At 67.7% G+C, this 26,361-nt stretch carries 25 protein-coding genes; 10 read left to right on the top strand and 15 right to left on the bottom strand.

Going from position 1 to position 26,361, the window contains the following annotated elements; all coding sequences use genetic code 11:
* Positions 1-15: 15 nt before the first annotated feature.
* On the top strand, positions 16-1,017 hold the full coding sequence (locus ACWFRJ_RS14085; RefSeq protein ID WP_453528867.1) for a proline racemase family protein: 1,002 nt from the start codon (positions 16-18) through the stop codon (positions 1,015-1,017).
* Positions 1,018-1,068: 51 nt separating this feature from the next.
* Positions 1,069-1,770 (top strand): GntR family transcriptional regulator, encoded by a 702-nt coding sequence (locus tag ACWFRJ_RS14080; protein ID WP_453528864.1) that lies wholly within the window; start codon positions 1,069-1,071, stop codon positions 1,768-1,770.
* 14 nt (positions 1,771-1,784) lie between these two features.
* Here ACWFRJ_RS14080 and ACWFRJ_RS14075 read toward each other — a convergent pair whose 3' ends face one another.
* The 9 genes from ACWFRJ_RS14075 to ACWFRJ_RS14035 all read right to left on the bottom strand — a co-directional run bounded on the left by ACWFRJ_RS14075 (position 1,785) and on the right by ACWFRJ_RS14035 (position 12,332).
* Complete coding sequence (locus ACWFRJ_RS14075; RefSeq protein WP_453528861.1) at positions 1,785-2,741, bottom strand: hypothetical protein; 957 nt, start codon at positions 2,739-2,741, stop codon at positions 1,785-1,787.
* The gene (locus tag ACWFRJ_RS14070) at positions 2,738-4,489 is read right to left on the bottom strand and encodes a CotH kinase family protein (RefSeq protein WP_453528859.1); all 1,752 of its coding nucleotides are present in this window, start codon (positions 4,487-4,489) and stop codon (positions 2,738-2,740) included. Before ACWFRJ_RS14070 ends, ACWFRJ_RS14075 begins: the two co-directional genes overlap by 4 nt.
* A 115-nt stretch (positions 4,490-4,604) precedes the next feature.
* Positions 4,605-5,171 carry a hypothetical protein gene (locus tag ACWFRJ_RS14065; protein WP_453528856.1) on the bottom strand — a complete coding sequence of 189 codons (567 nt, stop codon included), beginning with the start codon at positions 5,169-5,171 and terminating at the stop codon, positions 4,605-4,607.
* Positions 5,172-5,205: 34 nt separating this feature from the next.
* The gene (locus ACWFRJ_RS14060; RefSeq protein ID WP_453528853.1) at positions 5,206-5,637 is read right to left on the bottom strand and encodes a hypothetical protein; all 432 of its coding nucleotides are present in this window, start codon (positions 5,635-5,637) and stop codon (positions 5,206-5,208) included.
* A gap of 33 nt (positions 5,638-5,670) precedes the next feature.
* Positions 5,671-6,486 carry a hypothetical protein gene (locus ACWFRJ_RS14055; RefSeq protein ID WP_453528850.1) on the bottom strand — a complete coding sequence of 272 codons (816 nt, stop codon included), beginning with the start codon at positions 6,484-6,486 and terminating at the stop codon, positions 5,671-5,673.
* 57 nt (positions 6,487-6,543) lie between these two features.
* On the bottom strand, positions 6,544-7,110 hold the full coding sequence (locus ACWFRJ_RS14050) for a hypothetical protein (protein ID WP_453528847.1): 567 nt from the start codon (positions 7,108-7,110) through the stop codon (positions 6,544-6,546).
* Positions 7,111-7,130: 20 nt separating this feature from the next.
* Positions 7,131-8,507, bottom strand: coding sequence for a hypothetical protein (locus ACWFRJ_RS14045; protein ID WP_453528844.1), 1,377 nt, complete (start codon positions 8,505-8,507; stop codon positions 7,131-7,133).
* Positions 8,508-8,717: 210 nt separating this feature from the next.
* A complete protein-coding gene (locus tag ACWFRJ_RS14040; protein ID WP_453528842.1) occupies positions 8,718-10,052 on the bottom strand; it encodes a pyridoxal phosphate-dependent decarboxylase family protein in 1,335 nt (444 codons plus the stop codon).
* A 966-nt stretch (positions 10,053-11,018) separates the two neighbouring features.
* Positions 11,019-12,332 (bottom strand): phytase, encoded by a 1,314-nt coding sequence (locus tag ACWFRJ_RS14035; RefSeq protein WP_453528839.1) that lies wholly within the window; start codon positions 12,330-12,332, stop codon positions 11,019-11,021.
* 663 nt (positions 12,333-12,995) lie between these two features.
* Here ACWFRJ_RS14035 and ACWFRJ_RS14030 point away from each other — a divergent pair.
* The 3 genes from ACWFRJ_RS14030 to ACWFRJ_RS14020 are packed head-to-tail and all read left to right on the top strand — an operon-like array spanning position 12,996 to position 16,665.
* Positions 12,996-13,373 (top strand): hypothetical protein, encoded by a 378-nt coding sequence (locus ACWFRJ_RS14030; RefSeq protein WP_453528836.1) that lies wholly within the window; start codon positions 12,996-12,998, stop codon positions 13,371-13,373.
* Positions 13,370-15,535 carry a bifunctional polysaccharide deacetylase/glycosyltransferase family 2 protein gene (locus tag ACWFRJ_RS14025; RefSeq protein ID WP_453528833.1) on the top strand — a complete coding sequence of 722 codons (2,166 nt, stop codon included), beginning with the start codon at positions 13,370-13,372 and terminating at the stop codon, positions 15,533-15,535. Before ACWFRJ_RS14030 ends, ACWFRJ_RS14025 begins: the two co-directional genes overlap by 4 nt.
* Positions 15,536-15,537: 2 nt before the next feature.
* Positions 15,538-16,665 carry an LCP family protein gene (locus tag ACWFRJ_RS14020; RefSeq protein WP_453528830.1) on the top strand — a complete coding sequence of 376 codons (1,128 nt, stop codon included), beginning with the start codon at positions 15,538-15,540 and terminating at the stop codon, positions 16,663-16,665.
* Positions 16,666-16,717: 52 nt separating this feature from the next.
* Here the strand turns inward: ACWFRJ_RS14020 and ACWFRJ_RS14015 are convergent, their stop codons facing one another.
* The 4 genes from ACWFRJ_RS14015 to ACWFRJ_RS14000 all read right to left on the bottom strand — a co-directional run bounded on the left by ACWFRJ_RS14015 (position 16,718) and on the right by ACWFRJ_RS14000 (position 19,710).
* Positions 16,718-17,704, bottom strand: coding sequence for a GNAT family N-acetyltransferase (locus tag ACWFRJ_RS14015; protein WP_453528827.1), 987 nt, complete (start codon positions 17,702-17,704; stop codon positions 16,718-16,720).
* 77 nt (positions 17,705-17,781) lie between these two features.
* A complete protein-coding gene (locus ACWFRJ_RS14010; RefSeq protein WP_453528824.1) occupies positions 17,782-18,138 on the bottom strand; it encodes an ASCH domain-containing protein in 357 nt (118 codons plus the stop codon).
* Positions 18,135-19,250, bottom strand: coding sequence for a hypothetical protein (locus ACWFRJ_RS14005; protein ID WP_453528821.1), 1,116 nt, complete (start codon positions 19,248-19,250; stop codon positions 18,135-18,137). The genes ACWFRJ_RS14010 and ACWFRJ_RS14005 overlap by 4 nt, the downstream gene beginning before the upstream one ends.
* A 31-nt stretch (positions 19,251-19,281) precedes the next feature.
* Positions 19,282-19,710, bottom strand: a complete 429-nt coding sequence (locus ACWFRJ_RS14000) for an ATP-binding protein (RefSeq protein WP_453528818.1) — start codon at positions 19,708-19,710, stop codon at positions 19,282-19,284.
* 155 nt (positions 19,711-19,865) lie between these two features.
* On the opposite strand from ACWFRJ_RS14000, the gene ACWFRJ_RS13995 reads away from it, so the two are divergent.
* Both ACWFRJ_RS13995 and ACWFRJ_RS13990 read left to right on the top strand, forming a co-directional pair.
* Entirely contained in the window at positions 19,866-20,324 is a 459-nt protein-coding gene (locus tag ACWFRJ_RS13995; protein WP_453528815.1) for a hypothetical protein, read from the top strand.
* Positions 20,325-20,349: 25 nt separating this feature from the next.
* Positions 20,350-21,690: a hypothetical protein gene (locus ACWFRJ_RS13990; protein WP_453528812.1), complete on the top strand. Its 1,341-nt coding sequence runs from the start codon at positions 20,350-20,352 to the stop codon at positions 21,688-21,690.
* 50 nt (positions 21,691-21,740) lie between these two features.
* On the opposite strand, the gene ACWFRJ_RS13985 is transcribed toward ACWFRJ_RS13990, so the two are convergent.
* Positions 21,741-22,727 (bottom strand): endonuclease/exonuclease/phosphatase family protein, encoded by a 987-nt coding sequence (locus ACWFRJ_RS13985; RefSeq protein ID WP_453529656.1) that lies wholly within the window; start codon positions 22,725-22,727, stop codon positions 21,741-21,743.
* A 167-nt stretch (positions 22,728-22,894) separates the two neighbouring features.
* Complete coding sequence (locus ACWFRJ_RS13980) at positions 22,895-23,518, bottom strand: M15 family metallopeptidase (RefSeq protein ID WP_453528809.1); 624 nt, start codon at positions 23,516-23,518, stop codon at positions 22,895-22,897.
* 123 nt (positions 23,519-23,641) lie between these two features.
* Here ACWFRJ_RS13980 and ACWFRJ_RS13975 point away from each other — a divergent pair, with 123 nt between their 5' ends.
* The 3 genes from ACWFRJ_RS13975 to ACWFRJ_RS13965 all read left to right on the top strand — a co-directional run bounded on the left by ACWFRJ_RS13975 (position 23,642) and on the right by ACWFRJ_RS13965 (position 26,270).
* The gene (locus tag ACWFRJ_RS13975) at positions 23,642-24,337 is read left to right on the top strand and encodes a response regulator transcription factor (RefSeq protein WP_453528806.1); all 696 of its coding nucleotides are present in this window, start codon (positions 23,642-23,644) and stop codon (positions 24,335-24,337) included.
* Positions 24,330-25,430 carry a sensor histidine kinase gene (locus tag ACWFRJ_RS13970; protein WP_453528803.1) on the top strand — a complete coding sequence of 367 codons (1,101 nt, stop codon included), beginning with the start codon at positions 24,330-24,332 and terminating at the stop codon, positions 25,428-25,430. Before ACWFRJ_RS13975 ends, ACWFRJ_RS13970 begins: the two co-directional genes overlap by 8 nt.
* 102 nt (positions 25,431-25,532) lie before the next feature.
* Positions 25,533-26,270 (top strand): S1 family peptidase, encoded by a 738-nt coding sequence (locus tag ACWFRJ_RS13965; protein WP_453528800.1) that lies wholly within the window; start codon positions 25,533-25,535, stop codon positions 26,268-26,270.
* The last annotated feature ends 91 nt before the right edge of the window (positions 26,271-26,361 follow it).

The following is a 26,361-nucleotide window of genomic DNA, read 5'->3' as shown; positions in this document are numbered from 1 at the left end:
CGAAAGGCACCGCACATGCGCAGCAAACTCGTCCTGCACGCGGTCGACTCGCACACCGAAGGCATGCCGACGCGGGTGATCACCGGCGGTATCGGCACCGTCCCCGGCGCGACGATGAACGAGCGCAGGCTCCACTTCCGCGAGCACCGCGACGACATCAAGCAGCTCCTGATGAACGAACCGCGCGGCCACGCGGCGATGAGCGGCGCGATCCTCCAGCCGCCCACCCGGCCCGACTGCGACTACGGCGTGATCTACATCGAGGTCTCGGGCTATCTGCCGATGTGCGGGCACGGCACCATCGGCGTCGCCACCGTTCTCGTGGAGACCGGCATGGTCGAGGTCGTCGAGCCGGTCACCACGATCCGCCTGGACACCCCGGCCGGCCTGGTCGTCGCCGAAGTCGCCGTCGAGGACGGCGCGGCGAAGGCGGTGACGCTGCGGAACGTGCCGTCCTTCTCCGTAGCCCTCGACCGCAAGATCACCCTGCCCGACGGCCGTTCGGTGACCTACGACCTGGCCTACGGAGGCAACTTCTACGCGATCCTGCCCCTGGACCAGTTCGGCCTCCCCTTCGAGCGCGACCGCAAGGACGAGATCCTCGCCGCGGGCCTCTCGCTGATGGAGGCGATCAACGCCGAAAACGAGCCGGTCCACCCGCAGGACCCCTCCATCCGCGGCTGCCACCACGTCCACCTCTACGCCCCCGGGGCCACCGCCCGCTACTCCCGGCACGCGATGGCCATCCGCCCCGGCTGGTTCGACCGCTCGCCGTGCGGCACGGGGACGAGCGCGCGCATGGCACAGTTGCACGCACGCGGAGAGCTGCCGCTCGACACGGAGTTCGTCAACGAGTCCTTCATCGGTACGAAGTTCAGCGGGCGGCTGCTCGGCACCACCGATGTCGCGGGCATCCCCGCCGTGCTGCCCAGCTTCACCGGGCGTGCCTGGGTGACCGGCACCGCGCAGTACCTCCTGGACCCGGACGATCCTTTCCCGGCGGGGTTCGTCCTCTAGAGCCTGGAATACTCACGCCACGTGACATTGCACCAAGGAGAACCGAGCCCCATGGCCGCTCAGCGCAACCGCGCTCCGTCCGTCGCGTCCGCCGCACCTCCTGTCCTGCCGCGCCTGGACGGAACGCGCAGCAGCTACCGCGAGCGGGTCGCGGACGCGCTCCGTGCCGCGCTCATCGCGGGCGAACTGCGCGCGGGCGAGGTCTACTCGGCGCCCACCCTCGCCGTGCGCTTCGGCGTCTCCGCCACACCCGTGCGCGAGGCCATGCTCGACCTCGCCAAGGAGGGGCTCGTCGACACGGTGCCGAACAAAGGCTTCCGGGTCACCGCGGTCTCCGAGAAGCAGCTCGACGAGTACAAGCACATCCGCGCGCTGATCGAGATCCCCACCACGGCGGAGCTCGCCACATCGGCGGACCCCGCCGCGCTCGAGGCACTGCGCCCCGTCGCTCAGGAGATCGTCACCGCGGCGGCGGACGGCGACCTCATCGCGTACGTAGAGGCCGACGTCCGCTTCCACCTCGGTCTGCTCACGCTCTTCGGCAACGACCACCTGGTCGATGTGGTCGGCGACCTGCGCAAGCGCTCACGCCTGTACGGACTCCAGGCACTGGTCGACGCGGGCCGTCTGGAGGCCTCGGCCGAGGAGCACCTGGAGATCCTCGACGCACTGCTCGCCCGTGACGAGGACGCCGTACGCGCGGTGATGACCCGCCACCTCGGTCACGTACGGGGTCTGTGGGCGGCCGAGTAGCGCCGACGCACGGCTCAGTGGTTGTTGTTCCCCGGGATCAGGAACAGGTGGATCGACTGGTCCTTGGCGCGGTACCGCCCGCTGCCCGGGCCCTTCTTCGCCCGGTCGGACACGATCACCACGTGGTCGGACGAGACCCAGGACACGCCTTCCGGGTTGCCGTAGACCTTGCGGCCCTTGCTGTCGGTGGGCAGGCGGTGCACCGTGCCCTCGTCGACCACCTGCCACTTCTTGGGGGAGAGACGGCCCACCCACAGCGCGGACGACGCCTGCGACAGGACGGCGATCTGCCCGTCGTCGCGCACGGACACGCTGCTGTAGTCCTCGAAGGGCAGCGACGCGGGCAGCCGGATCGTGCCCGTGTTGATCCAGCGCTTGCCGCCGTGCCGGAAGACCTGGATGCGCCCGCCGCCCGGCGTCCTGCCCTTCTTGCCGCCCTGGCACCGGTTTCCCTCGCACAGGGCGAGGAGATAGCCCGTGCCCGAGCGGTCGACCCACTCCAGGCCCTCCATGCCCTTGTTGGCGTCCGTCAGCTCGAAGTCGAGGTGCGCGGAGCCGGTGGGACGCAGCTTCGCGTCGTACTCATGGACGCGGGCGCGATAGCTCTTGGGCTTGACCCGTTCGGCCTCGCTCAGCGTGAAGTAGCGGTCGTTCTGCTCGTCGTGGGCGAGATCCTCGTACCCCTTGTTCGCCGCCGAACGCCCCTTCTTCTTGGTCTTGTTGCCGGCGCTCTTACGACTGAGGACGCCGTTCTCCGGAGCCTTGGGCGACAGTTCGCTGCTGACCCGGATGAGGGAGGGCAGGTTGTCGCAGACGACCAGGAAGGCGCCGTCGTGGTAGAGGACGCCGCTCGCCTCCAGGCGCTTGCCCGCGCCGTCTCCGATCAGCTCCTTGAGCTTGGCTTCCTTGACCAGGCGCAGCTCGCGCGCCTTCTCGACCTTGGCTTTCGCCGACTTCTTGGGTGCAGTCATGAGGGCAGTACCTCCATCGCGGCCGGGAACGCCGCCCCGCTGGCGCCGTTCGGATAGGTCTTGCGCAGCTCGGCAAGCTGCTGACGTGCGTGGTCGTAACGCATGCGCGTGTAGTGGAAGATCCCGAGCGTGAACTGTGAGCCCCGGCTCAGCTCCCATTGGCGGTACGCGGCGCGGTACACCTCGTCATTGGTGAACTGCCGCCCGGTGAAAGGCTGTCCGTTCGGGCTCGTCGACTCGCCGTACGCGGCGGACGAGATGAGCTGCCACAGGCCGTCGCTCCTCCCGGAGCCCTCCGCGCCGAGCAGCGCGGCGACCCGCTCGGGGCCGAACTCCGTGTCCAGGAGGTACTCGAGGTGGTCGAGGTAGTACTGGCAGAAGTCGTGGTGCCGCAGCAGGTTGGTGAAGAGCGGCAGGTGTGACACCTCGTGCGGCGCGTGCGTGATCCGGCAGTAGTTGCGGCTCATTGAGGGCCAGTCGAGCAGGTCCGTGTACTGCCACTGCGTCGCGAAGAAGTCGATGCCCGAGCTGTTGTCGTAGTCCCACGGGATGAACGTGAAGTACGGGCGGGCCATGAACCCCGTCGGGTCGCCGAGCCGCCCCGAGTTGTAGAGGTAGTAGTTCGACGGTGTCGCGAAGTAGTTGTCCCAGCTGCCCAGGAGGACGTTGGCACCCGCCCAGCGCAGGAACGCGGGCACGTTGAGGACCTGCTCCACCGCGTCGCGGAACGCGTCGGAGGCGAACCTGTCATCGCCGCCCGTGAGTTGGACTCCGTTGACCGTCCGGATGAGGGTGGCGAGGTCGTCGTACGTACTGGCTGAAGGATCGTCCTCGTTCGTCTTCAGGCGGTACGTACGGTCGTCCTCCATGCTGCCCGCGGTGAAGTACTGGCGGCCGCTGTCGCCGCCGTCCGTGCCGGAGCGGTGCTCCAGGGTCGCGCAGCCGACGTCGCCGCAGTACGCCTTGTAGAGGTTGCCCTCGGAGTTCTTGCCGAAGTGGTCCTTCAGGAACTTCTTGTCGACCTGCTCGATGACCGAGAAGAGCCCCATGTAGCGGTCGTTGATCGAGAACGTCGCGTACGTGTGCTGCGCCGCCGGGATGCCCGCGCGCTCCAGGAGCCGCCAGGCGACGGCCTCGCGCATCTGCGACGGGTCGTTGTACATCGCCTTGAGGTTGACCCGCTCCATGCCGAAGAGCCGGTCCTCGCTCTCGCCGATCTCGAAGTCGATCTTCCAGGAACGCTTGGGCGCGTGAGCCGTCAGGTTGCCGCTGTTGACCATCGAGAACGACGGTGTCGCGAGCAGCGTGTCGTCAGAGGCGCCGCTCCTGGCCAGGGTCAGCCGGGCGCCCTGCGGCGCCCGCATCACCTCGTCGGCCGTCAGGACGCCCGGCGGCCAGCCGGTGACCTTGACCTGATACATGTCCCCGGCGAAGAACTCGGCCTTGTTCTGGGCGGAGTTGAGATATTCGTCGACGATCTGCCCGATCGCGGTGAGCTTCCCGTCCGCGTCGAGGAGTACGAGGCTCCCGGCCGCCGCGCTGCCCGGCGGGGTTCCCTGTTCGGCGAGCAGCAGGTCGTACAACGTGCTGAACTCTGCCTTCGTCCGCAGCGCGGCATCACCTGGCCCCGCCGCGGCGTTGGCCCGCTCGGCGAGCCGCCGCCCCGTGCCTTGCGGCAGCGCGGAGGGAGCGACGACCTGGTTCTTGAACGCGTCCCGGAACGTGCCTTTGCCGATGGTCCTGTCCATGTCGGCCTCCCTGGCCTCCCTGGGTTGAACCTTTCTCTCTACGCCCGGCACCACATGACCGCCAGACCGATATCCGGCCTGGCGGTCACACGGCCCGTCAGACCCCTCAGATCCCTCAGACCCCGAGGATCCGGATCGACGGGTGGATGGCCGTGTTCAGGTACAGCTTCTCCTTCTTGCGGTCCTGCTCGAGCTCCATCACCAGGCGGTACCTGTGCACGCCCGGCTTGGCGGTGCTCAGGACCGTGCCGGCCCAGTAGTAATAGACCGGCGTGTACGGGGAGCGCATGCGGTCCGGCATCCCGTAGATCTTCAGCTCGGTGAAGATCTTCCGCTCGGCCACGTCCTCCTCGTCACCCAGTTCGGTGTCGAGGAAGGTGATGTTGTTGATCTTCGGCATGGGAGGCCAGGTGCCGTCCGGGCGCTTCTCCATGTCGAGCGGTCGCACGATCCAGTTCAGGACCTGGCCCTGCTTGCAGACCGTCTCCAGGGACGACGTGCCCTGTCCCTTGCCGCCGATGCTGTTGTCCATCATGTACATCGAGTCGCTCAGCGAACCCGTCTCCGCCGCGCGCTCCATGTTGATGAGCGTCACGATGTTCAGCTGGACCGAGTTCAGCTGCCCGGGGTTCTGCTTCTGCTGCACGTCGCCGGTCGACTTCTCCTGCACGCTGCTGCTCAACACTCCTCCTTCGCGTACGCCGTCATGCCCGGTCCTAGCCGATGAGGGACGACGACAGGGTGGTGGCGATCGATTCGTCCCTCGTGCCCAGCTTGAAAGAGATCTGGTACGTGACGTTGGGCGCGTCCTTCTTCACCGTGCCGGTCCAGTAGGCGACGTCGGTGCCGGGGTAGACCTTCCGCTCCGGTACGCAGATGGAGCTGTCGATCTCGATACCGTCGATGGCGACATACGCCTCGCACTCGAGCGCGAGCGCGTTCCAGAGAAGCTGGTCGCCCTTCTTCGCGCGCGTCTGCAGTTCCTCGGTGCCGAAGCCGGTGGATCCCGCGGACCTGTTGGTGTCGTACATGTACAGGTGGCCCTGCATGTTGCCTGCTGCGAGGGCACCCACACAGTCCACTACGGCGGTGATGGAGATGGGCCGCTTCGCGGTGCCGGTCTCCCGCTTCCTCGGCGTGGTGGTCATCTGCTCCTCCTTCTGGCTGAAGTCCGTGCGGGATCAGGACGTGCCGGGGCGCGTACCCGACCCCGGAGGGATGGGCAGCATGCCCATGCCCGCCTTGGTGAAGGCGTTACGCCGGGGCTCGGAAGTGATCTTGAGGGTCGACGGACAGACCAGGTCGACGGCCTCCCACCGCATTTCGCCGTTGAGTCCCACCAGCTTGTGCAGCTGGATGCGCATCACGTACGAGTAGGTGCCGGGCCGTGAGGTGTCGACCGTCGCGGACCAGTACCAGCCGTCCGTGACCAGGTCAGGGGAGCCGTACTCCGCCGGATACATGATCTTCGAGTCGACGGCCTCGCCGTAGATGTCGGTGATCACGGGGGCGGGGTAGGTGTACGCGGCCGTGTTCTCCTCGGTGAGGACCTTGCCGGTGACGTCCAGGATCTTCTGCCCGGACAGGCGGCCGCGGGTGCGCCGCGTGGTCTTGACGCGGGCACCGACGGTCTTGCGGACCTGGTTCAGCTGCTCCTGCTGGTCGGTGCCCGCGACCGATGACTTGTTCGCGAGGTCCTGAAGATCGGCCAGGGCCTGCTCGTCGGTCTGCCGCGCCCGGTCGACCTCGTAGCCGCGTGGCACGGTCGGCGGGATGGAACCCAGGCTGTACGGCAGCCAGTTGAGCACCTGCTCGCTGGCCTGCGATCCGTCCCTCCAGTAGGAGCCGTTGATCGCGGTGACGAGCTCGCCGGTCCCCTGATTGGTGGAGCCCTGCAGCTTCATGTTGTCGAACAGGTAGGTGTTGCCTTCGAGTGACTCGGACTCCAGCGCATTGCCGACGTCCACGAGCACGATGATCGCCAATTGTTGGGGCATGTTTCCGCCTTCGTCGCCGCTACTTGATTCCCGGCCCTTGCCGTCGCGCTCCGGCTGCTACTGCTGGCACATCAACGCGGGGGTGTCGACGTGCATGACGCTGTTCCCGCCCTCGTACATCTGGAGTTCCAGGCGGTACTGGTAGGCGACGCCGGGCGTCAGCCAGTTGGGCACCACGCCCGTCCAGACGTCGAGGTCGAGCTTGTCGCCCTCGGCGTGGTTGCCGCCCTGGGCGCCCTGCGCCTGGCCGTGGGGCTGGCCTTGGGACTGGCCGTAGGGCTGCTGGCTCTGCGGCTGGCTCTGCGTCTGGCCGTAAGGCTGGCCCTGCATCTGGCTCGCGCTCTGGCTCTGGCCCTGGCCCGACGCCTGGCTCCGGCCGTTGCTCTGGTCCGCGGGCACGAACGAGATGTTCTTGATCTCGACCGGGGTCTGCAGATCCACGGCGAGCGCGGTCCACGAGACGACCTGTCCCGGCCTGACCACGGTGCACAGGTCCGGCGTGCCCTGATGGGCGCTGTTGTGCCCGCCGTCGTCCATCATGCAGAGATTGCCGTTGAGCAGCGTGCTGCCCGAGAGCGCTCCGATGACGTCGACGACCGCGATGATGTTGACTTGCGGCTTCATCCTCACTCCTCCTGTAGGCGCTAACCCCGGTCCCGCACCAGCGGGACCTTGCCGACGGCCGTCCGCTCGATCTCGGCCGAGAGCCTGGGCACGAACTTGAGCTGGAAGCTGTACCCGGTCTTCTCGATCGACGCGGGGTTCGCCTCCCCGTGGTTGAACAGCGAGAGGGAACGCGGCAGGGCGTTCACGAACATCTGCTGGACGCCGTAGGGACCAAGAGCCGTGTCCGTCCGGTACGTCATGCCGAGTACGTCGTCGACCGAGGCGAGCAGTGTGATGGTCCTGCCCTCGCGGTGGTTCACGAACTGCACCTCGTGCGCCACCGCGTCCAGGTCCACCGCCTCGGCGGCCTTCAGCTCGTCGCGCAGGGCTTCGTAGGCACGGGCGGCGGAGTACTGGCTGTCGTTGATGTGGAGCACGTCGCCCGTGCGGCCCGCGAACTCGAACCGCTGGGTCTTGAGGCCGGGACCCTCGGTCCTGGGCCGCCGGATCATCCGGTCGCCGAGCTTGAGCCGCAGGAGCGGGGCCTCGTGGGCGTGCAGGCGCGTGACGACGAGCTCGCCCTCCTGGCCCTCGGGGACCCAGTGCCCGTTCTCGTCGACGATCTCGATGAAGTGCAGTCCTGGCACCGCGGACAAGTAGGGCGACGCGGGATCCAGCTGGAGGCCGATGGTCTCCGCCTGGGTGGCGGCGAAGTAGCTGAGGATCGCCAGGTTCGGGTAGAGCGCCTGAAGCTCGACCCGCTTGCGCTGCGAGAGCACCCCGCTGCCGTACAGGGCGACGCGGAAGCTCTCCCTCGACTCCTTGCGCATGCCCACGCCGAGCTCGCTCAGGATCCCGATGCCCGCGGAGATCCCCATCAGGGCCTTGGGGCCCTTGTAGGAGAACATGTGCTCAAGGACGGGGGCAGTGACGGGCCCCGCGCCGACGTAGTTGACGCCGGGCACGTGCTGCAGCACACCGCCCACCATCGTGCCGCTGCTCCACATCTGGTAGTCGGCCAGCGTGGTGAACAGCCACTTGGGGTCGGTGCTCATGAGATGTCCGGCGAGCTGATACGTGCCCATGAAGCGGCCGGCGATCTCGTACGTGTCCTTCAACTCCCGCAGGGAGTAGACGACTTCGAGCGGACGGCCGCCGCTGGTGCCGCCGCTGGCCACGATCTCGAACTCGCCGCGGGTCAGGGGCACCACCATGCCGGGGCGTGACTCCATGAAGAAGTCACGCTGGATGTCCTTGTCCGACAGCGGGATCTGCTGCCACGCCTCGTACGTCTCTGGCGCGCGGACGGTTCCCGCGTTGCGCAGCCGGTCGCGCCAGAGGGGATTGAGCATCGCCGTGTTCACCATTTGCTGGAGGCGGCGCAGTACGAGGGCTTCCTGAACCTCGTACGACACCTCGCTGTACGGTGTCTGGCATACCCGTTCGCATTCACGCAGCTTTCCGGCGAACGAAGGCAGTGCCGTTACGGCTTCAACTGATTCCGGCAGTAATTCCCAGTCCGGGATGAGCCAATTGGCCAGTTCGCGGGCGCCGCCGGGCGCCGGTGTGATCGACGTGACGTGTGTGGCTCGTGGAACTTGCGATGTACTCAACATCCGTCCCCTCTAAGCTGTTTCTGCTCCCGCTTGGCTGCTGAGCAGGTCCTGCCCTGTCCTTCGGATTTCGGAGATCAGCATCCGGAAGTGTTCGCCGGTGATCTGATGGTTCATCATGACCACGCGCAGTGCGGCCACCCCATCGACGTTCACTTTGGAGATGAAGAAGTTTCCCTGGAGCTTCACGCGGTTCCGGATGGAGATCTGGAGGCGATGGATGTCCTCTTTCCTGACCCCGGCCGGGTGATATCGGAAGCAGAGAATGTTCGCTTCCGGGCGGTGTACTGCCTCGAAGTCGGGCTCGGCCTTGACGATCCCGTGTGCTTCCTCCGTCAATTGGCAGAGATACTCGATCTTCTCCGCGAACAAGGCAGGTCCGTACATGGCCCAGAGCGACCAAAGGGTCATGATCATCGGCCGCTTCGTGCACTCGAAGTTCTTGCCGCCGCTGTCGTAAGCCGTGTATATGTCCGGCTCCTCGTCGAACACGTAACTGGCCTTCTGCCGGAAAGCGGTGAGGCTCGCTTCCTTGTCCCGGTAGAAAAGCATCGTGCAGGGCGCGGGAACGAACATCATTTTGTGCGCGTCCCAGGTCAGGGAATCCGCCTTGTCGATTCCCCGCAGCTTTTCGCGGAGGGTGTCGGAGACCAGGAGACTCGCTCCGTGGGCGCCGTCGACGTGCAGCCAGAGTTCCCTCTCCGCGGCCAGCTCCGCGAGTTCGTCGAGGGGGTCGAAGGCGCCCACCGACGTGCTGCCCGCCGAAGCGACGAGGCAGAACACCTTCAGGTTCTGCCGCTCGGCGGCATCGAGGGCGGGCCGTGCGTCCGCCGCACTGATCTGACCGCGGCTGTTCAGTGGGAGCCGCACGAGCTGTGCCTCGCCGATGCCCATCACACCGGCCGCCCGCGCGACGCTGTAGTGCACGTCCGCGCCCACCGCGATGGCTGGTCGTGGCTGGCCGCGCAAGGAGGATCCGCCCTCCGACCAGTAGCCGGGCAGCTTCTGGTTGCGGGCCGCCAGGAGCGCGGTGAGGTTGGCCAGGGAACCGCCCGACGTGGTCACCATGGTGAACCGGGCGGGATCCCAGCCGATGAACCGGTTGAGTTCATCGGCCATGATCCGCTCCACCGCGTTGGGCAACTGGGCGGCCTCGTAGAACGAGGCCGGCTGGTTGACCACCGAGCTGACGAAGTCGATGACGCCGGCGAGCGGCACGACGCCCGAGAACTGACGGCCCATGTATCCGGGCGAGTGCACCTGGATGCCGGTCCTGATGTACAGGTCGATGATCCCTGCCAGCTTCTCCTCGTCGAACGTCGCGACCTTCTCGCGTTCTGTCGTCATCAGGGCTTTCGCCGCCGCCGACAACGTCGCGGGATCGGTCAGTTCGAGACCCCTGATGGAGAGATCGGAAAGGTGTTTCTCCAGCTTCGAAAGTGCGGTTTCGGAAGTTTCCCGGAACAGTTGGGCGTCAAACGCTTCTAGCAGTAGCCCACTCCCTGCGGAAGCGGGGTCGTTCGGCCGAGATTCCGTCACGGGGGTCTCCTTCGTGAAGTCCCTGTGTTGCCCAACGTGAATGTGTGGGGCGGACGCAACCTGCGCAGGCTTCTGAGTCTTTGAACCTGCCTACGGCAGAAGGACTTCATTGCCGATGGAACGGGGCCGGCTGGTCGAACCGGGCAGCGCCATCTGCTCCGTCGGCGGGCGTTCGGCCGTCGCCGCACGGATCCCCTCGAAAGAAAAAGACGCTGGTTTACGGGGCTGCGCGCACCCCCCGGTATTCGCGCAGCACCGTCTTGATCGGCGAATCCCCCCTCGTGCCCCTCGTGATGCCCCTCGTGGTTCCCCCCACGTGGAGAACCGTAGAGCCAAATGTTTCGAGTGGGTGCCCCTTCCAATGGTCTGTCCAAAAATGGTGACGCAGACTTGATGGGTCATCAACTCTGCGTGACCTCACCGGGTTTCACACGCGCCTCACATGTCAGGTGAGGTCCTCCATTTTTGGACAGGGGTCAGCTGCGCCAATTCCGGCCCGGGTCAGCGGTGTAAGGGGGGAGTAGCGAAAGAAACGAGTCAAGGGCGGGTGATTAGTGCCATTGTCATGTGCCGGACGAGTGTATGGCGTGGTGAGCGGAGGGAGCGTCTCATTCTGTGCGGTGGGAATTCAGGCCATGGTGGGATCCGAATTAACTGGTCGGTATTTCAACTTGAGGAAAGCGTTATCCGTAGAGAAGCGAGGAGGGTGGCGACCCCCGTGGGGCCGCCACCCTCCTCACTTGCCTGCTTGCCTGCCCGTCCGTCGGTCGTCCGTCAGTCGTCGACCGCGTCGAGCACGTCACTCAGATCCACGAACTTGAAGTTCGTGGAAGGCCTTTCGGGGTCACCGGGCGCGTCGTGACCGTCCTGCACGACGAGCAGTCCGTGCGGGTACCTCGAGCCGAGCGGCTCATTGAGCACCGCGGCGCCGTCGCATTCCTCGGAGCCGTCGAGCGCGGAGGAAGCGGCAGTGACGCGGAAGCCCCCCTCGTACTCATTGCGCTCGGACAGCTCGCGGTCGTAGGCGGCGAACGTGTTGTCACCCTGGCTGGAGGCCAGCAGATAGCCGTCGCCGCCGTCCTGGTTCAGCAGCGTCAGACCCTCGACGTCGGCCGTGAGGTGCTTGCCGCCGTAGCCGGGGTCGGCGCCCGCGACGCACTCCTCGGACGATTCGTCGTACGTCCCCGGTACGCCGAACTCGCGCACCTTGTCGGCCAGTTGTGGCTTGCCGGTCAGATCCGCGCGCAGCCGCCAGATGCCGACGTCCTCCTGGCCCGCGTACAGCGTGCCGTTGGCCGGATCCACGACCATCCCCTCCACCTGCGGCTGCTCGCCCGGCTCACCGCACGGCGACCACGAAGTGCCGTTCGGCAACGGGAAGTCGGCGGGCAGGTCGAGCGTGCGGACCTTGCGGTAGCCGACCGTGCCGCCGCTCTTCGGCGTCAGTTCGAGCAGCGCGATGCGGGTCCGCTCCCGCTGGCTGACCAAGGCGTAGGACCGGCCCGTCGCGCGGTCCGTCCACGTCGCGAGACCGTACGCGGTGCGCTGTTCGTTGATCTCATCCTGCGAGGAGGAGAAGACGGGCGCCGCGGACGGGTCGGTGACATCGGTGAGCGGGCCGCCCGCGCGGTCCCGGTCGATGCGGTAGAAGCGCAGCCGGTCGCTGCCGCGGTCGCTGGTCACCGCCAGGTCCGCGCGGCCCGACGACAGGCGCAGACCGTGCACCAGGTCGACGTTGTTGAAACGGCCGGGCGCGTCATCGGGCTTCGGCGCGGCGGGCGCCGGAACGGACTGCACCTCGCGCGCGTGGAGGTCGTACACACGAAGGCCGCCCTGCTTGGCGGTCGCGACGACCAGACTGCGGTCCGGCTCTGCGGGGTTGCGCCAGATCGCCGGATCATCGGCGTCGGCGTCGCCGCCCGCCTCGTCGTCGTGCAGGGCGGGGGTCTCGGCGCGCGGCTCGACGGCGGGCAGTGCCGTGGCCGCGAGGGCGCCGGAGCTCAGGGGCAGGGTCGCGGCAAGCACGGTGACGGCGGCGACGAGGGCGAGCCGGCCGTAAGCGGGCCGATTTCTGCGGGACTTGGCCATGGAGGGGATCCTCTCTGCAAGGGTCTGTCATGGATCTGTCATGGGCAGTGTTGCGGGAAGTGTTACGGGCCAGTAAGGACAGAGAGCACTCTGTGATCTTGCCGTGAAGGGTTCCTGACAGGTATGGCGTCGCCCAGCGGGCCGCGAGGTGAACGGGTGGTGTCGCCTCCTGTCGGCTCCGCAGCTGAAGGCAGCTGAATTGTTGCCCCGTAAACGGCCTGTTGCCGCGCCTTCCGGGTGACCGGCGCCACGGCCCGTTCGGGGGTGCCCGACTCCGTCCGCCCGAGTAGGGTCGGGGGCTGCGTGATGACTGACGGCCGCAGCCTGGCCTCCCGGCCCTTGTGAGGGCCCATGCGTACACGGCCCTCCCCGGCCCCACCCGGGAAGGGCGCACCGCATGCGCGCGTACGGGAAATCTCCGTACGCGCAGGGCACCGGGATGCGGCTCCGACGTCTCTCGCGGGCAGTACGTCCCACCCGCAGTACAGCGGGCCCCCGGGCCCGTACCCCCCATACAAAGAGTCGCGCGTGCGCGGCCGCAGATCAGGAGCACCAGTGCAGGGCATCCCCCACATAGCCAGCACACCGCACGACGGGCGATTGTCGTCCATACCCCCGTGCCCGCCGAGCGCGCCCGGACGGGCGCAGCGCGCGAGCCGGGACATGACGCAGCAGCAGCACCCGAGCCGGGACATGACGCAGCAGCAGCACCCGAGCCGGGACATGACGCAGCGCGTTCCGCACCAGGCGGCGGCGCCCCGCATGCCCCCGGTGGCACGGCGCCCCCCGGCCGCCGCTCCTCAAATACCCGTCTTCATCGACCATTCGGGCTGGCGCAGGCGGACGCTGCAAGGCATGGCGGTGGTCGTCGGTGTCGCCTGCCTCGGGTATCTGCTGTTCGTCGGCGCGCTGATCAGCGGACTCCGGCAGCCGGTCGGCACGCAGCCGCCGAGCATGAACGGAACGGCGACCTCCGGCCCGGACGCCGGACACCCTCCGGCCGGCAGATCCGACCCGCCGGCCGGAGGCCCGAAGCAGTGAGCACGCGCGCTGAGGGCGTCCGTCGCCCGCCGCGCGGACACTGGCTCGTGCTCCTGCTCGTTCTCCTGGTGGTCGCCGTCACCCTCCTCTTCGAGGGCTGGACGACCCACCAGGTCGACGCCGCGCGCACCAAACCGCTCTGCACCCGGCCGATCCCGCGCCAGGCGGACGACGGGAAGCCGCTGCTGAGGTTCGGCCCCACGGGGGCGGCCGCTACCGCGGCCATGCCCCCGCGGACGGTCGCGCTCACCTTCGACGGCGGGCCCGACCCCGAGTGGACGCCGCGCCTGCTCGACCTGCTGCGCAGGCACCACGCGCACGCGACCTTCTTCGTCTACGGGAAGGACGTGGCCCGGCACCCGAAGCTGATGCGGCGGATCGTTCGCGAGGGCCACGAGGTCGGCTCGTACACCTACAGCGGCGGCGACCTCGGTGTGGCGTCGCCGCTGCGCGCACGCCTCGAACTGTCGCTCACCCAGTCCGCTCTCGCGGGCGCGGCAGGCATCAACACCACTCTGCTGCGGCTGCCGCACACCACGGCCGCCGACACGCTCTGCGGCGCCGAGTGGACGGCGGCGCAGGACGCGGCGGGGCAGGGGTACCTGGTGGTCGCATCGGACCACAAGGACCGCAAACCGTGGCGAGGCCTCGTTTCGCAGCACAGTCAGACGGACCTCGGCTACCGCGAGGCCGAGGACCTGCTGCGGGACAGCGGCGTGAAACGGTTCACCACGGTCAGCGGCGGCCTCGACCGTCCCTCCTTCCTCGCCCAGGCCCCGGTCGGCCAGGAGGTCAAGGGCGTGGGCCTGCTCTGGTCGCAGCGGCTCGGGAAGGCGTTCCTCACCGTGATGGTGTGGACGCTGACCCTCACGGGCGTGCTCGGCGTCCTGCGGATGCTCCTGTTCATGGTGTTCGCCCGGCTGCATGTGCGCAGGCTCCACCGGTACCGGCCAGGGGCACCACGCCTTCGTGAGGTGCGGGACCCGGTGACGGTCCTGGTGCCCGCGTACAACGAGGAGGCCGGTATCGCCTCCACCGTGTACTCGCTGCTCGCCTCCACGCACCCGCACTTCCAGATCATCGTGATCGACGACGGCTCGACCGACGCCACCGCCGACATCGCCGAGGGCATCGACGATCCGCGGGTGACGGTGATCCGGCAGCCCAACGGCGGCAAGCCGAGCGCCCTCAACACCGGTCTGGGATACGCCCGGTACGACATCGTCGTCATGGTCGACGCGGACACCATCTTCGAGCCCGAGGCGCTTGCCCGCCTCGTCCAGCCGCTCGCCCACCCGGCGGTCGGCGCGGTCAGCGGCAACACCAAGGTCGGCAACCGGCGCCGACTGCTGGGCAAATGGCAGCACTTGGAGTACGTACTCGGCTTCAACCTCGACCGCCGGATGTTCGAGGTCCTGGAGTGCATGCCGACGGTGCCGGGGGCGATCGGCGCCTTCCGCAGGGACGCGCTGATGGGCGTCGGTGGCGTGAGCGACGAGACCCTGGCCGAGGATACCGACCTCACGATGGCGCTCTGGCGGGCCGGATGGCGGGTCGTCTACGCGGAGTCCGCGGTCGCCTGGACCGAAGTGCCCAGCACGCTGCGGCAGTTGTGGCGGCAGCGCTACCGCTGGTGCTACGGCACCCTCCAGTCGATGTGGAAGCACCGCCACGCGGTGACGGAGGTAGGCCCCGCCGGACGCTTCGGCCGCCGCGTGCTGCTCTACGTCACGCTGTTCCAGATCGTCCTTCCGCTGTGCGCTCCGGTCGTGGACATGTTCGCCCTGTACGGGGCGCTGTTCCGGGACCCCGTGGAGGCCGGACTCGTCTGGTTCGGTTTCCTCTCCGTCCAGTTGGTCACCGCCGCGTACGCGCTGCGGCTCGACCGCGAACGGCTGCGCGTGCTGTGGGTGCTGCCGCTCCAGCAGTTCGTCTACCGGCAGTTGATGTACCTCGTGGTCATCCACTCCGTGACCACGGCGCTGCTCGGCACGCGCCTGAAGTGGCACAGCATGGTCCGGACCGGAACAGCAGACCCGTATCTGCTCGACGCGCCGCTCGGAGAGATGTCCGGAGAGATGTCCGGAGATCCGGTCGACGAGGGAGCAGGGAACCGGCGAGGGACCGTAGGAGTCGGACCCGGTAATGACCAAGGGAGTTGACCATGGCAGACGCGCTTGACCAACGGGCCGATGAGGACCCGTACGCGGCCCCGGACGGCTCCTCCACCGCGCGCGAGCGGTTCGCCGACCGCCCGAGCTCCCACTACGGACCCCGGCGCGCCCACGCCCGGCAGCCGAAGAGACGTAAGCGGCTGCGGCGGGTGGTGCTCGTCCTGCTGGCCTCCGTGGTCGTCGCGGCGGGCGGCACCTACGGCTGGGCCGAGACCAGGCTCGACCGAGACGTCGACCTCGGCGCGTACGGGGACCGCCCGCCGACCGGCGAGGGCACCAACTACCTGATCGTGGGCTCGGACAGCCGCGACGGGCTCTCGGAGGACGCCGTGAAGGACCTGCGAGCCGGCGGGGGCGGCGGACGGCGTACCGACTCGATGATGCTGCTGCACACCGGAGCCAACGGAAGCAGCATGGTCAGCCTGCCGCGCGACTCCTGGGTCACTCTGCCCGGCCGCCTCGACACGACGACGGGCAAGACGAAGAGACCCGAGGGAGACAAACTGAACGCCGCGTTCTCCTACGGCGGCCCCGAACTCCTCGTGCACACCGTCGAGCAGAACACCGGTCTTCGCATCGACCACTACGCGGAGATCGGCTTCGCAGGGTTCGTGAACATCGTCGATGCCATCGGCGGCGTCCGGATGTGCCTGGACCGGGACATCAAGGACAAGAAGTCGGGCGCCGACCTGCGCAAGGGCTGTCACACCCTGAGCGGCAAGCAGGCACTCGCCTTCGTCCGTCAGCGGCACCAGGAGAGGGAGGGCGATCTGGGCCGGTCGAAGAACCAGCAGAAGTTCCTGTCGACCCTCGCCCACCAGGCCGCCCGCCCCGGCACCCTCTTCGACCCGACGGAGATCGGCCCGGCCATGGAGGCGGGGCTCGACACGCTCATCGTCGACAAGGACATGAGCCTGCGCGATCTCAGCAAGATGTTCCGCGCCGTGCAGAGCGTCTCGGGCGGACACGGCAAGCGGATCAACGTGCCCGTGTCCGGCTTCGGCGTCCCCACGTCCAAGGGCAACGTACTGAAGTGGGACGCGAAGAGGTCGACCCGGCTCTTCGACGACTTGCGGCACGACCGCGTGGTGACGGAGACGGGGGAGTCGCGCCGATAGCTGACAACTGGTATCAGATAGCCGATAGCGGACGAGGCCGCCCCGCTCAACCTCAAGCTCCAGAGGCCCCGGTCCTGGCCTTGATCCCGGTCTTGACCTCGGTCTTGATGAGCGGCGCGTCCCGGGTGAGCTCCTTGAACCCGACGCCGTAGTACAGGCCGCGCGCCTGGGGGTGCCCCGGTGCCCCCAGGCAGGCGACGGTCACATGGGTGGCCCCGGCCGCCCGCACCCGAAGCATCCCGTGCAGAAGCATCGCCCTTGCAAGACCCAGACGCCGGTAGTCCCGATGCGTCCCGACCGGCTCGAACTCGGCGGTCCTGTTCGCTTCGTCGAGCCACATGATGGCCGAGGACGCCATCGTTCCGTCCGGCGCCTCGACCAGGATGTGCAGATCGCCGCGGTACGGCGCCGTCCGCCGTACGCCCTCGTAATCCTCGACCGTGTACGTGGAGGAGAGCCAGGCGTCCAGATGGGCCTGGACCAAAGCCTCCGGCCCGGCCTCGTCGGCGCTGCGGAACCGGAACCCGTCCGGCAGGACCGGCTGTTCCACATCGGTGAGGTCACGCTCGTTGAGCTGGGTCCAGAACGCGGTGTCGCCGAGCGATGCCGGATCGGTCTCATAGCCGTGCGCCGCCCATCGCTCCAGGGCGAACTCATCGGCGGCGCTCGGCATCACCGTACGTTCGATGCCCGCCGCCATGCCGTCGTACCAGTCGATGACCTCGTCGACCAGCGCGGCATGGCCGGGATGGACCTGATACGCCAGGTAGGCGCCGGTGACGTCCTTCACGGTCCCGTCGCGACGGTGCACCTGACGAGGAAGATGGACCCAGCCCCACGCCACGAGCTCCCCACCACGGAACCACAACCGACGCCGCCAACTCGCGCCTCCGACGACGTGCCCCTTGCCCCAGTTCCAGGCCAGCTCACCGACCGTCGCGTCGCCGTTCACCAGATCCGGGCGAGTGGCGGTGACGCGCTGCGCCAGAGCCTGCATGAGCCGCACGTCCGCGTCGGTCAGAAGCTCGAGGTTGGTCATGGTGCGCCACAGTGCCAGGACGCCACGATGTCGTCGACACGTTTTGGGCGTAGGCGGCTGCTGCCCGCCCGGAGGGCCTACTCGGTGATCAGCTCGATCTCGATCGCGAGCGTGCCGAGCGCTTCCTTCTCCGGCGAGTAGATACTCCGAATGTTGTCGAGTTGCTCGTCGCGCGTCGCTGTCGGGTTGATCTTCTCGGGGCCCTCGCCGTCGAGCAGCGCTTCGAAGTCGGCGTAATCGGCGACTCGTTTCACGAGCACTGTGCACGTCTCACCGGTGCCCTTGGCCCTGAAGCGGATCACATGACCGGGCGCGAGGTCTGCGAGGCGCTCGTAGCGCACCCGTACCTCGATGTTCTTGTGTCCGGCGGTGACGAGGTCGAAGTACCGGCGGTACAGGTTGAGCTCGTGAACGCGAGCAGCGGTTTCCGTCATTGGGAGGGGACGCTCCTAGCGGCTGGTGCGGTCATGAGGCGGCCGAGTTCGCCGACCGAGTACGAGCGGAAGAAGTGCCGGGGATCCGACAGTAGAACCTCGGCCATGACGAGCAGCCGCTCCACGTATTCGGGTAACGACCCCGACCACATCCGGGTGTCGAGCATCCATGGGGCGGCGCCGTCGGGCAAGGTCGCTCGCCCCTCGCGCATCAGTGACTTGGACAGTTTGGCGCCCGTGTCGGTCACTGCCTGCGGGCAGAACAGTCGGGCGGGCAGTTGTCCGCGGGGCAACCCGAGAGCCTGTAGGGCGCCGTCGACGAGTTGTGAGCCGAACACCCAGTCGCCGCCCTTGACCATGACGTAGAGGCGGCCGTGGGAACCGGTGACAGACAGTTCTTTGACGAGGTTCCGGTACAGCGTGGCGAGGTCGAGATATCCGCCGGCCGTCGGTTCGACGGCGATCTCGTAATCGCCGTGATGGAGGCATACCGCGCGCACGTCGGCACGCTCCATTCCGACTGGATACACGCGTGTTCGCTCGGCGTACTTCTCCGCCCAGCCGCAACCGGTGTGTGGACACGGCACGCGCACGTGTGGCACGCCGCTCGAGGGAGCTAGCCACCAGCGGGCGGCGTCGATGCGCCAGTGTGCTCGTAGCCACGTACGCCGGAAGTGTTCGCCGGCCTGCTGTCGCGAGTACGTCTCAATTGAGTACGGCACGCTCAGGCGCTCGGACAGCGCCGCGAAGAGCGGCCGGTAAAGCTCGTCGACCTGTGCGGCGAGGACGTCCTCGCCGAAAGCTTGCGCGAAAGCACGTTGGTATCGGTGCCCGGAATCCAGGTCTGTGACGACCTCGTGCGGCGCGTTGTCGAGGGCGCTGAGCTGAACCTCGACCGGGAACCCGAACCGAGCTCGCACGCGAGCCGCGGCAGCGAAGGTGAGGGACTGCACGAGCGAAGTGCCGATGTGTGGAACGCCGTTGATCTGCGTTCCCACCACAAACACGATGCGTTCGGGTGTCGTGGCAAGGATGCGGGGGGTGAGAACGTCCTCAGCGCTGGTAAGCGCGTTGGCGAGCACTGTGTTCGGCGAGACGGGGGCCAGGTTCACCGTTCGATCTCCTCGGCTGGACATATACGGGTCACTTCGGGGGCGGTGTCGACGTGGAGCCGAATGCGAACTCGGCCCATACGGCCTTGCCCGTGCAGAGTCTCCGGGCGACTCCCCAGTCGTCGGCGAGCGCAGAGACGAGCAGGAGCCCGCGGCCGTCAGATTCGTCTGTACCGGGGTGCCGCGCTGCGGGAAGGCCCTGTGTCCGGTCGTGAACTTCGACGCGCACTCGGGCGTCGTCGAGTGCGACCTTTACGCGAAAGTCGGAGTGGGGCGCGGCGTCACGCTCCGGCGCGCCGCCGTGCTTGATCGCGTTCGTGGCGAGTTCGGAGACGCAGAGGCGGACGTCCTCGAGGGGGCCGTCGAGCTGCCAATCTGATAGGGCGTCGGTCACGAAGGTGCGAGCTTCGGCGACCGATGATGGGTGTGGGGCGAATTCTCGCTCGCGGGGTTGTTGCACGGTGGCCGCCTTACCTGTGCGTGTCGGCGCCGTTCGTGCGGACCCCGCCCTTGAGTTGCCCGGTCAGAATGACCGAGGTGTTCACGTCCATGACTTGATCCCACCGCACGGGCGTGGAACGCGGGATATGACAACCTATGACACGGAGTTGATCAATGCCTCTAGCTGTGGCGATTACCGGAACTCGGTCAACCGGGCATCGCGAACCCGCCTGGTACACCGACCTTTTCGGCACCTACTTGGGTCCGTTCGCGGATGATGATGCGCACTTCTACATCGGCGGGGCAGTCGGGATCGACAGCTTGTCTCTGCTGTGGCTTGCCGGTAACTCGAAGTCGAAGATCACAGTCGTTGCGCCCGGAAAGGTAGAGGAGCAGCCGGCCGACGCGCGGCAGGCGATCAGCCGTTGCCGCAGCCGGATCGCAGAGGTCGTCGAGTTGCGTGCCGACGAGCTCCGCACTGAGGCCTACCACGCGCGAAACCGATGGATGGTCGATCACGCCGAGATGGTGATCGGCTTCCCTGCGGAAGGGCCGGAAGGTTCATCCGGCACCTGGCAGACACTCAACTATGGTGCCCAGAAGGGGAAACCTCGCCTGATCGTGCCCGTGTGACCTGATCGGCGGGCATCATGAGGACATGAGTGCGCACGACAGACTCATCGGCGCTGCCGCACTGAAGAGGCTACGACTTTCCCGCGGTTGGTCGCTCGCAGGCACCGCGCGGGCGATCGCCGACATGGCGTCCCGACTCGGGCATCCCCTCGACGCGAGTCTCGCCAGCGTGCAGCGGTCCGTTGCCCGGTGGGAATGCGCGGCCGCTCCGATCCTGCCGAGTGAGCGGTATCAACTGTTGCTCGCGCACATCTACGTTCGCGGCAGTGCCGGACAGCACAGCGTCGGGCCCGGGTCCGACTTCGCCGAACTACTGGACGCATTCGCGCACTTGGGCGAGAGCGAACGGCGTCTGTGTGAACTGCGATCACTACTCATACGTGTCGCCACTGACGTCGGCGGCGGCCTCCTCGCGCTGCTCGGGCCGACAACTCAGCGTGCCATGACCGAAGCGCTCACCGACCCCACCACCGCTGACGAAGGACTGCTCGTCGGGATGCGGAGCGCCATCGAGGAAGCGAATGAACAGGTCGGAAGTGTCCCGTTCGTCCGGCTGCAATTGCTGCTCGCGCCTGTGGTCGAATGCTGCCGTCGACTCCTCGATGGGCCCGTGCCCGACCCATTGCTTCCGGAATTGCGCTCGGTCGCCGCGCAGGCGTACACCCTCGCCGGTCGTATGGCTTTCGAGAACCGGGACGACGGCGCATCCCGGGCCCTGTACTCACGAGCAACCGAAACGGCCGGCCTCATCGGTGATCCGTGGCGGCGTGCCACGGTCCACATGAGTCACGCCCTGGTCACCCTGTACTCAACGCCAGGGATCAACGCAGCACGGTCCCTTGTCGACGCCGCGGTTCGTGACGCGCAGGCCGGCACCAGCGTCACAGTACGGGCGCGCGCGCATTCTCTACAGGCAGAGATCGCCGCACGAGCGGGTGCGGAGCGACATGCGCAGGCAGCCTTGTCCCTGGCGTGGTACGACATGGACGGTCTTCGGGACGATGATCCGTCGTCGAGCGGCTTCTCGCCGGCGCACCTTCGAGGCTTCGAGGGGCTATGCGAGCTGTACGTCGGGGACCCGACTGTGGCGCACGACTTCTTTGCCCATTCCGCGCACGAACTCGCGTCGCCCCGCGAGCGCGTACAGCGGTCCATCGTGACAACCGACCAGGCGCTCGCACGCATCAAGCTCGATGAGCCGCGCGCAGCGGCCGAGTTGCTGCACGAGTGCATCGACATGGCATCTGACACTGGGGGCCGTGTCGCTGCAATCCGGCTGCGCTGGGCGCGGCGGGAACTGCGCCGGTGGCGCGGCGAGGCCTTCGTCGCCGACCTTGACGACCATTTGATCGACTCGCTCGGCTAACGGAGCCTGAGGGGGCCGCTGCAAGGATCATCGAAGGCTTGGCGCGACCCTCACCAGCTGATCCCGGCCGCCACCGGCAGGTGATCGCTGCCGGTGGCCGGAAGGACCCACGAGCTCTCCGGTTCCACGCCCCGGACCAGGATCTGGTCGATCCGCGCCACCGGGAACTTCGCCGGCCAGCTGAAGCCGAAGCCGTCCCCGGCCGACTCCTGGGCCGAGCGCAGGTGCGAGGTGATGCCGGCGAACGCGCGGTCGCCCATGGTGCCGTTCAGGTCACCGAGCAGTACCACCCGCTCGTTGCGCTCGGCGGCGACGGCCTTGGTGAGCGCCTGCGCGCCGCGGTCCCGGTCGTCCGTCCCGAAGCCGCTCTTGGGAAGCACTCGCACGGACCCCAGGTGGGCCACGTACACCGCAAGGGGACCCCGGTCCGTGGCCACGGTGGTGCGCAGCGCTCTGTTGGCGGCCAGCTTGGCCTCGGTCGGCTTGGTGTCACCCAGCGGCCCGACGTCCTGCCCGGTGTCGACGGGGCGGGTGTCCGACAGCGGCAGCTTGCTCCACAGCCCGACCGTGCCCTGCACCGTGTGGTGCGGATACGCCTTCGCCAGTTCCTTCTCGTACAGCGGCTTCGCCTGCGGGGTGACCTCCTCCAGGGCCAGCAAGTCCGCGCCGGACGCGACCAGTTCGCGAGCGGTGCCGACTGGGTCGGGGTTGTCGGCGTCGACGTTGTGACCGGCCACGGTGAGATCGCTGCCCGAGGCGTGGGACTTGTCGACGAGCAGCCCGCCGAAGAGGCTCAGCCACGCAACGACCGGTAGCAGCAGCGCGAGAACCGCGGAGGCTGAGCGGCGCCACAGTGCCCCGGCGAGGAGCACCGGGATGAACAGGCCGAACCACGGCAGGAAGGTCTCCACCAGGCTGCCGAGGCCCCCGCGGTCCGTGAACTGTGCGTGCAGCAGCATGAGCAGGCCGAGCAGCAGCGCCAGCGCCGCGAGCACCAGGCCCCGCTTCCAGGGGCCAGGCCGGGAGGTGGCGCGGATCGCCCGGCGGATGCCGGTCTGCTCCACCGTGTCGACGTCCGCTGTGCCGACCTCCGCTGTGTCGACCTGCACCGTGTCGACCTGCACCGTGTCGGCCTTCGCCGTGTCGACCTGCACGATCGTCTGGCCTGGCTCATTGCGCTCATTGCGTTCAATACCGGTACCGGTCACTTCTGCATCCTCGGGTCCTGGGTGGGGTCGGCGTACATCTGCGGGCAGCCGTCAGCGATCGCTTCGGGGCGCAGCTCGTAGTGCCAGGGTTCGTTCCGGTAGATCTGGCAGAGCCCGTACTCGGGGCCGTGTTCCGACAGCCACCCCGTCGCGTTGGAGCGTCCGACGTCGACCGCGTCCCCCGACACGTGAGGAGACGTCTTGGCGGTGGCCACCCAGCGGGCGGCCTCGGCTTCGGACCCGTACTTGGCGACCGCCTTGCGCAGGAGATGGTCCTGGTATTCCGGGGAACGCCAGCCGCTGTTGACGGAGAAGGAGACTCCGTCGCCCTCGGCACTCTTTGCGGCCTGGCGGAGGGCCTCCAGTAATTCCGGATCGAGCTTGGCCACGGCCGGAACACCGTCGTCGAAGACGGTCGTGCCGTCGGGGACGGCGCCGTCGGCCTCGCCCAGCGCACCACCGTCCTCACCGGGAGGACCTTTCGAGGGTGAGGCGGCAGGGAAATCCGAGGAAGACGAGGCGGACGGGGAATTCTGCGCCTGATAGCCGAGGGTCGCGGCGACTGCTGCTGTGGCGGCTATGAGGCCGACGACAAGACGCCGTTGAATCCGGGAAGTCATTGTTCGCGCTGATGACAAGGTGTTGGTGTGATTCATGCAGCCAGTCAAGGCAGCGCGGTGTTGCCGGCTCGTATGGGATTTTCGATACGCCGACGATATGTAGTGGCTCGTAGCATCGAGAGCATGCGTGTGTTGATCGTCGAGGACGAGCCCTTCCTGGCAGAAGCCATTCGCGACGGCCTACGACTGGAGGCGATCGCGGCCGACATCGCAGGTGACGGCGAGACCGCTTGGGAACTGCTGAGTGTCAACGCCTACGACATCGCCGTCCTCGACCGCGACATCCCCGGACCGTCCGGTGACGAGATCGCCCGACGCATCGTCGACTCCGGCAGCGGCATGCCGATCCTCATGCTCACGGCGGCCGACCGTATCGACGACAAGGCATCCGGGTTCGAACTCGGCGCCGACGACTACCTCACGAAGCCCTTTGAACTCCAAGAACTCGCGCTCAGGCTCAGAGCACTCGACCGCAGACGCGCCCACCACAGACCGCCCGTGCGAGAGATCGCGGGGCTGCGACTCGACCCGTTCCGCCGCGAGGTCTACCGGGACGGCCGCTATGTCGCGCTGACCAGGAAGCAGTTCGCCGTACTCGAAGTCCTCATCGCCGCCGAAGGCGGTGTCGTCAGCGCCGAGGAACTCCTGGAACGCGCGTGGGACGCGAACGCCGACCCGTTCACCAACGCGGTGCGCATCACCGTCTCGGCCCTGCGCAAACGGCTCGGCGAACCCTGGACGATCGCCACCGTGCCGGGTGTCGGCTACCGCATCGACACGGAGCCCGGCACCGGGCGCGGGAGTGGTGACCGTGGATAGGAGGCCCGGCCTGAGCGTCCGCCTCAAGCTCACCCTCAGCTACGCCGGATTCCTCATGCTCGCGGGGGTCCTGCTGCTCGGCGCCGCGGGGTTCTTCCTGCTGCGCCAGGGATGGTTGCGGACCAACGAAGAGGGGGCGTGGCAACAGAGTCCGGGCACCGAGTTCGTGCGCGGTTTCGCGCCGACGGCAGCCGCGGTCATGGTGTTCCTCCTGGTCTTCGGCCTCCTGGGAGGATGGCTCCTCGCCGGCCGCATGCTCGCGCCCATGGACCGCATCACATACGCCACCCGGGCGGCCACGGCCGGATCACTGTCCCACCGGATCCGGCTGCCGGGACGCAAGGACGAGTTCCGCGAACTTGCCGACGCCTTCGACATGATGCTCGCGCAGCTCGAAGCGCAGCTCGCGGAACAGCAGAGATTCGCGGCCAACGCCTCGCACGAGCTGCGTACCCCGCTGGCGATCTCGAAGGCACTCATCGACGTCGCCCGCGCCGACCCGGACCACGACACCGGCGAACTCGTCGACCGCCTCCACGCCGTCAACACCCGGGCCATCGACCTCACCGAGGCACTGCTCCTGCTCAGCCGTGCCGACCAGCGGTCCTTCACACGCGCACACGTCGACCTGTCCCTCATGGCGGAAGAAGCCACCGAGACACTCCTGCCCCTGGCGGAAGCCCAGGGCGTCACCGTTGAGACCAGCGGCGACATCGCACCGACGATCGGATCGCAGGCGCTCCTGCTGCAGCTGACCACGAACCTCGTGCACAACGCGATCACCCACAACCTGCCTGAACGGGGCAGCGTGTGGGTCCATACCGGCGTCCGCGCTGACGTCCGCCCCATGACGGTGATGCTCACTGTGGAAAACACCGGCGAGAAGCTCACCCCGCAGCTGGTCTCGACACTCACCGAACCTTTCCAGCGCGGCACCGAACGCGTACACGCCGACCGCGCGGGCGTCGGCCTCGGCCTGGCGATCGTCAACACCATCACCCGTGCACACGGCGGAACACTCACTCTCACCCCGCGCCCCGCCGGCGGGCTCCGCATCACTGTGGAACTACCCGCGACGCCTCCGAACCAGTGAGGTCGTTCGCAGCCATTTGGAACCATTTGGTCCTGCCGGGTATCTATCCACCAGTACGGCCGGTGTCCCGGTGAGGTGTCCCGAAGAGAGGAGCTGTTCCGGATGGTGCGTCGTCGACTCCGAGTTCTGCTGACCGCCCTACTGCTGCTGGGAACAGGCGTGGTGATGTCGCCCACGCCCGCCTCCGCCGTCATCGGCGGGGCGAAGGCCACGTACGCCCCGTGGGCGGTGCGCATGCTCGTCGACGGCAAACCGGCGTGCACCGGGACGGCGGTCACCCGCCGGTGGATCCTCAGCGCGTCGCACTGTTTCTTCGAGCAAGGACAGCCGGTCGCCGCCAAGCGGATCTCGTTCCGCGTCGGCAACCTCGACATGCGCAAGGGCACCACGGTCCACCCGTTGCCCGGTAAGCGCGCGGGGAGCGCGAAGGCCGACATGCTGCTCATCAAGGTTCCGAAGATGAAGATCCGCCCGGCACGCCTGTCCACGGCTCCTGTCCACCCGGGCCAGGACGTGCGGCAGTACGGGTGGGGCGCCACCTGCACCGGCGACGAGAACAGCTGTCAGTCCCCGGTGCTCAAGCAGTCGCACCTTCGGGTCGTACGGCCCGACGCCCCCCGATGCGAGGGTTACACGGCACCGGGCGGCTCGGACTTCTGCATGAAGAAGGTGTCCGGGATCCCCGCGGGCGGCGACTCCGGAGGCCCGGTGATGAGCATCGCCCCACGCGGGAAGGAGACCCTCCTCGGCGTCTTCGACGCCTCCGACCGGGAGAAGACCGCCGGGGCCGGGGAGATCTCCCAGCAACTCGCCTGGATCCGCTCCGTGGTCCGGCGGTAGGGCGGGTCACGAGAGCCGACCGCCCGTCCCGAAGCGGGGCATAGTACTCCGGCAGCCGATGGCCGAAGTTGCCCCCTGTGAGGCTCCTGCT

The sequence above is a fragment of the Streptomyces sp. NPDC055239 genome (assembly GCF_053606205.1).
Note: the sequence above shows the minus strand (reverse complement) of the source record. Positions and strands in the feature narration are given on the sequence as shown.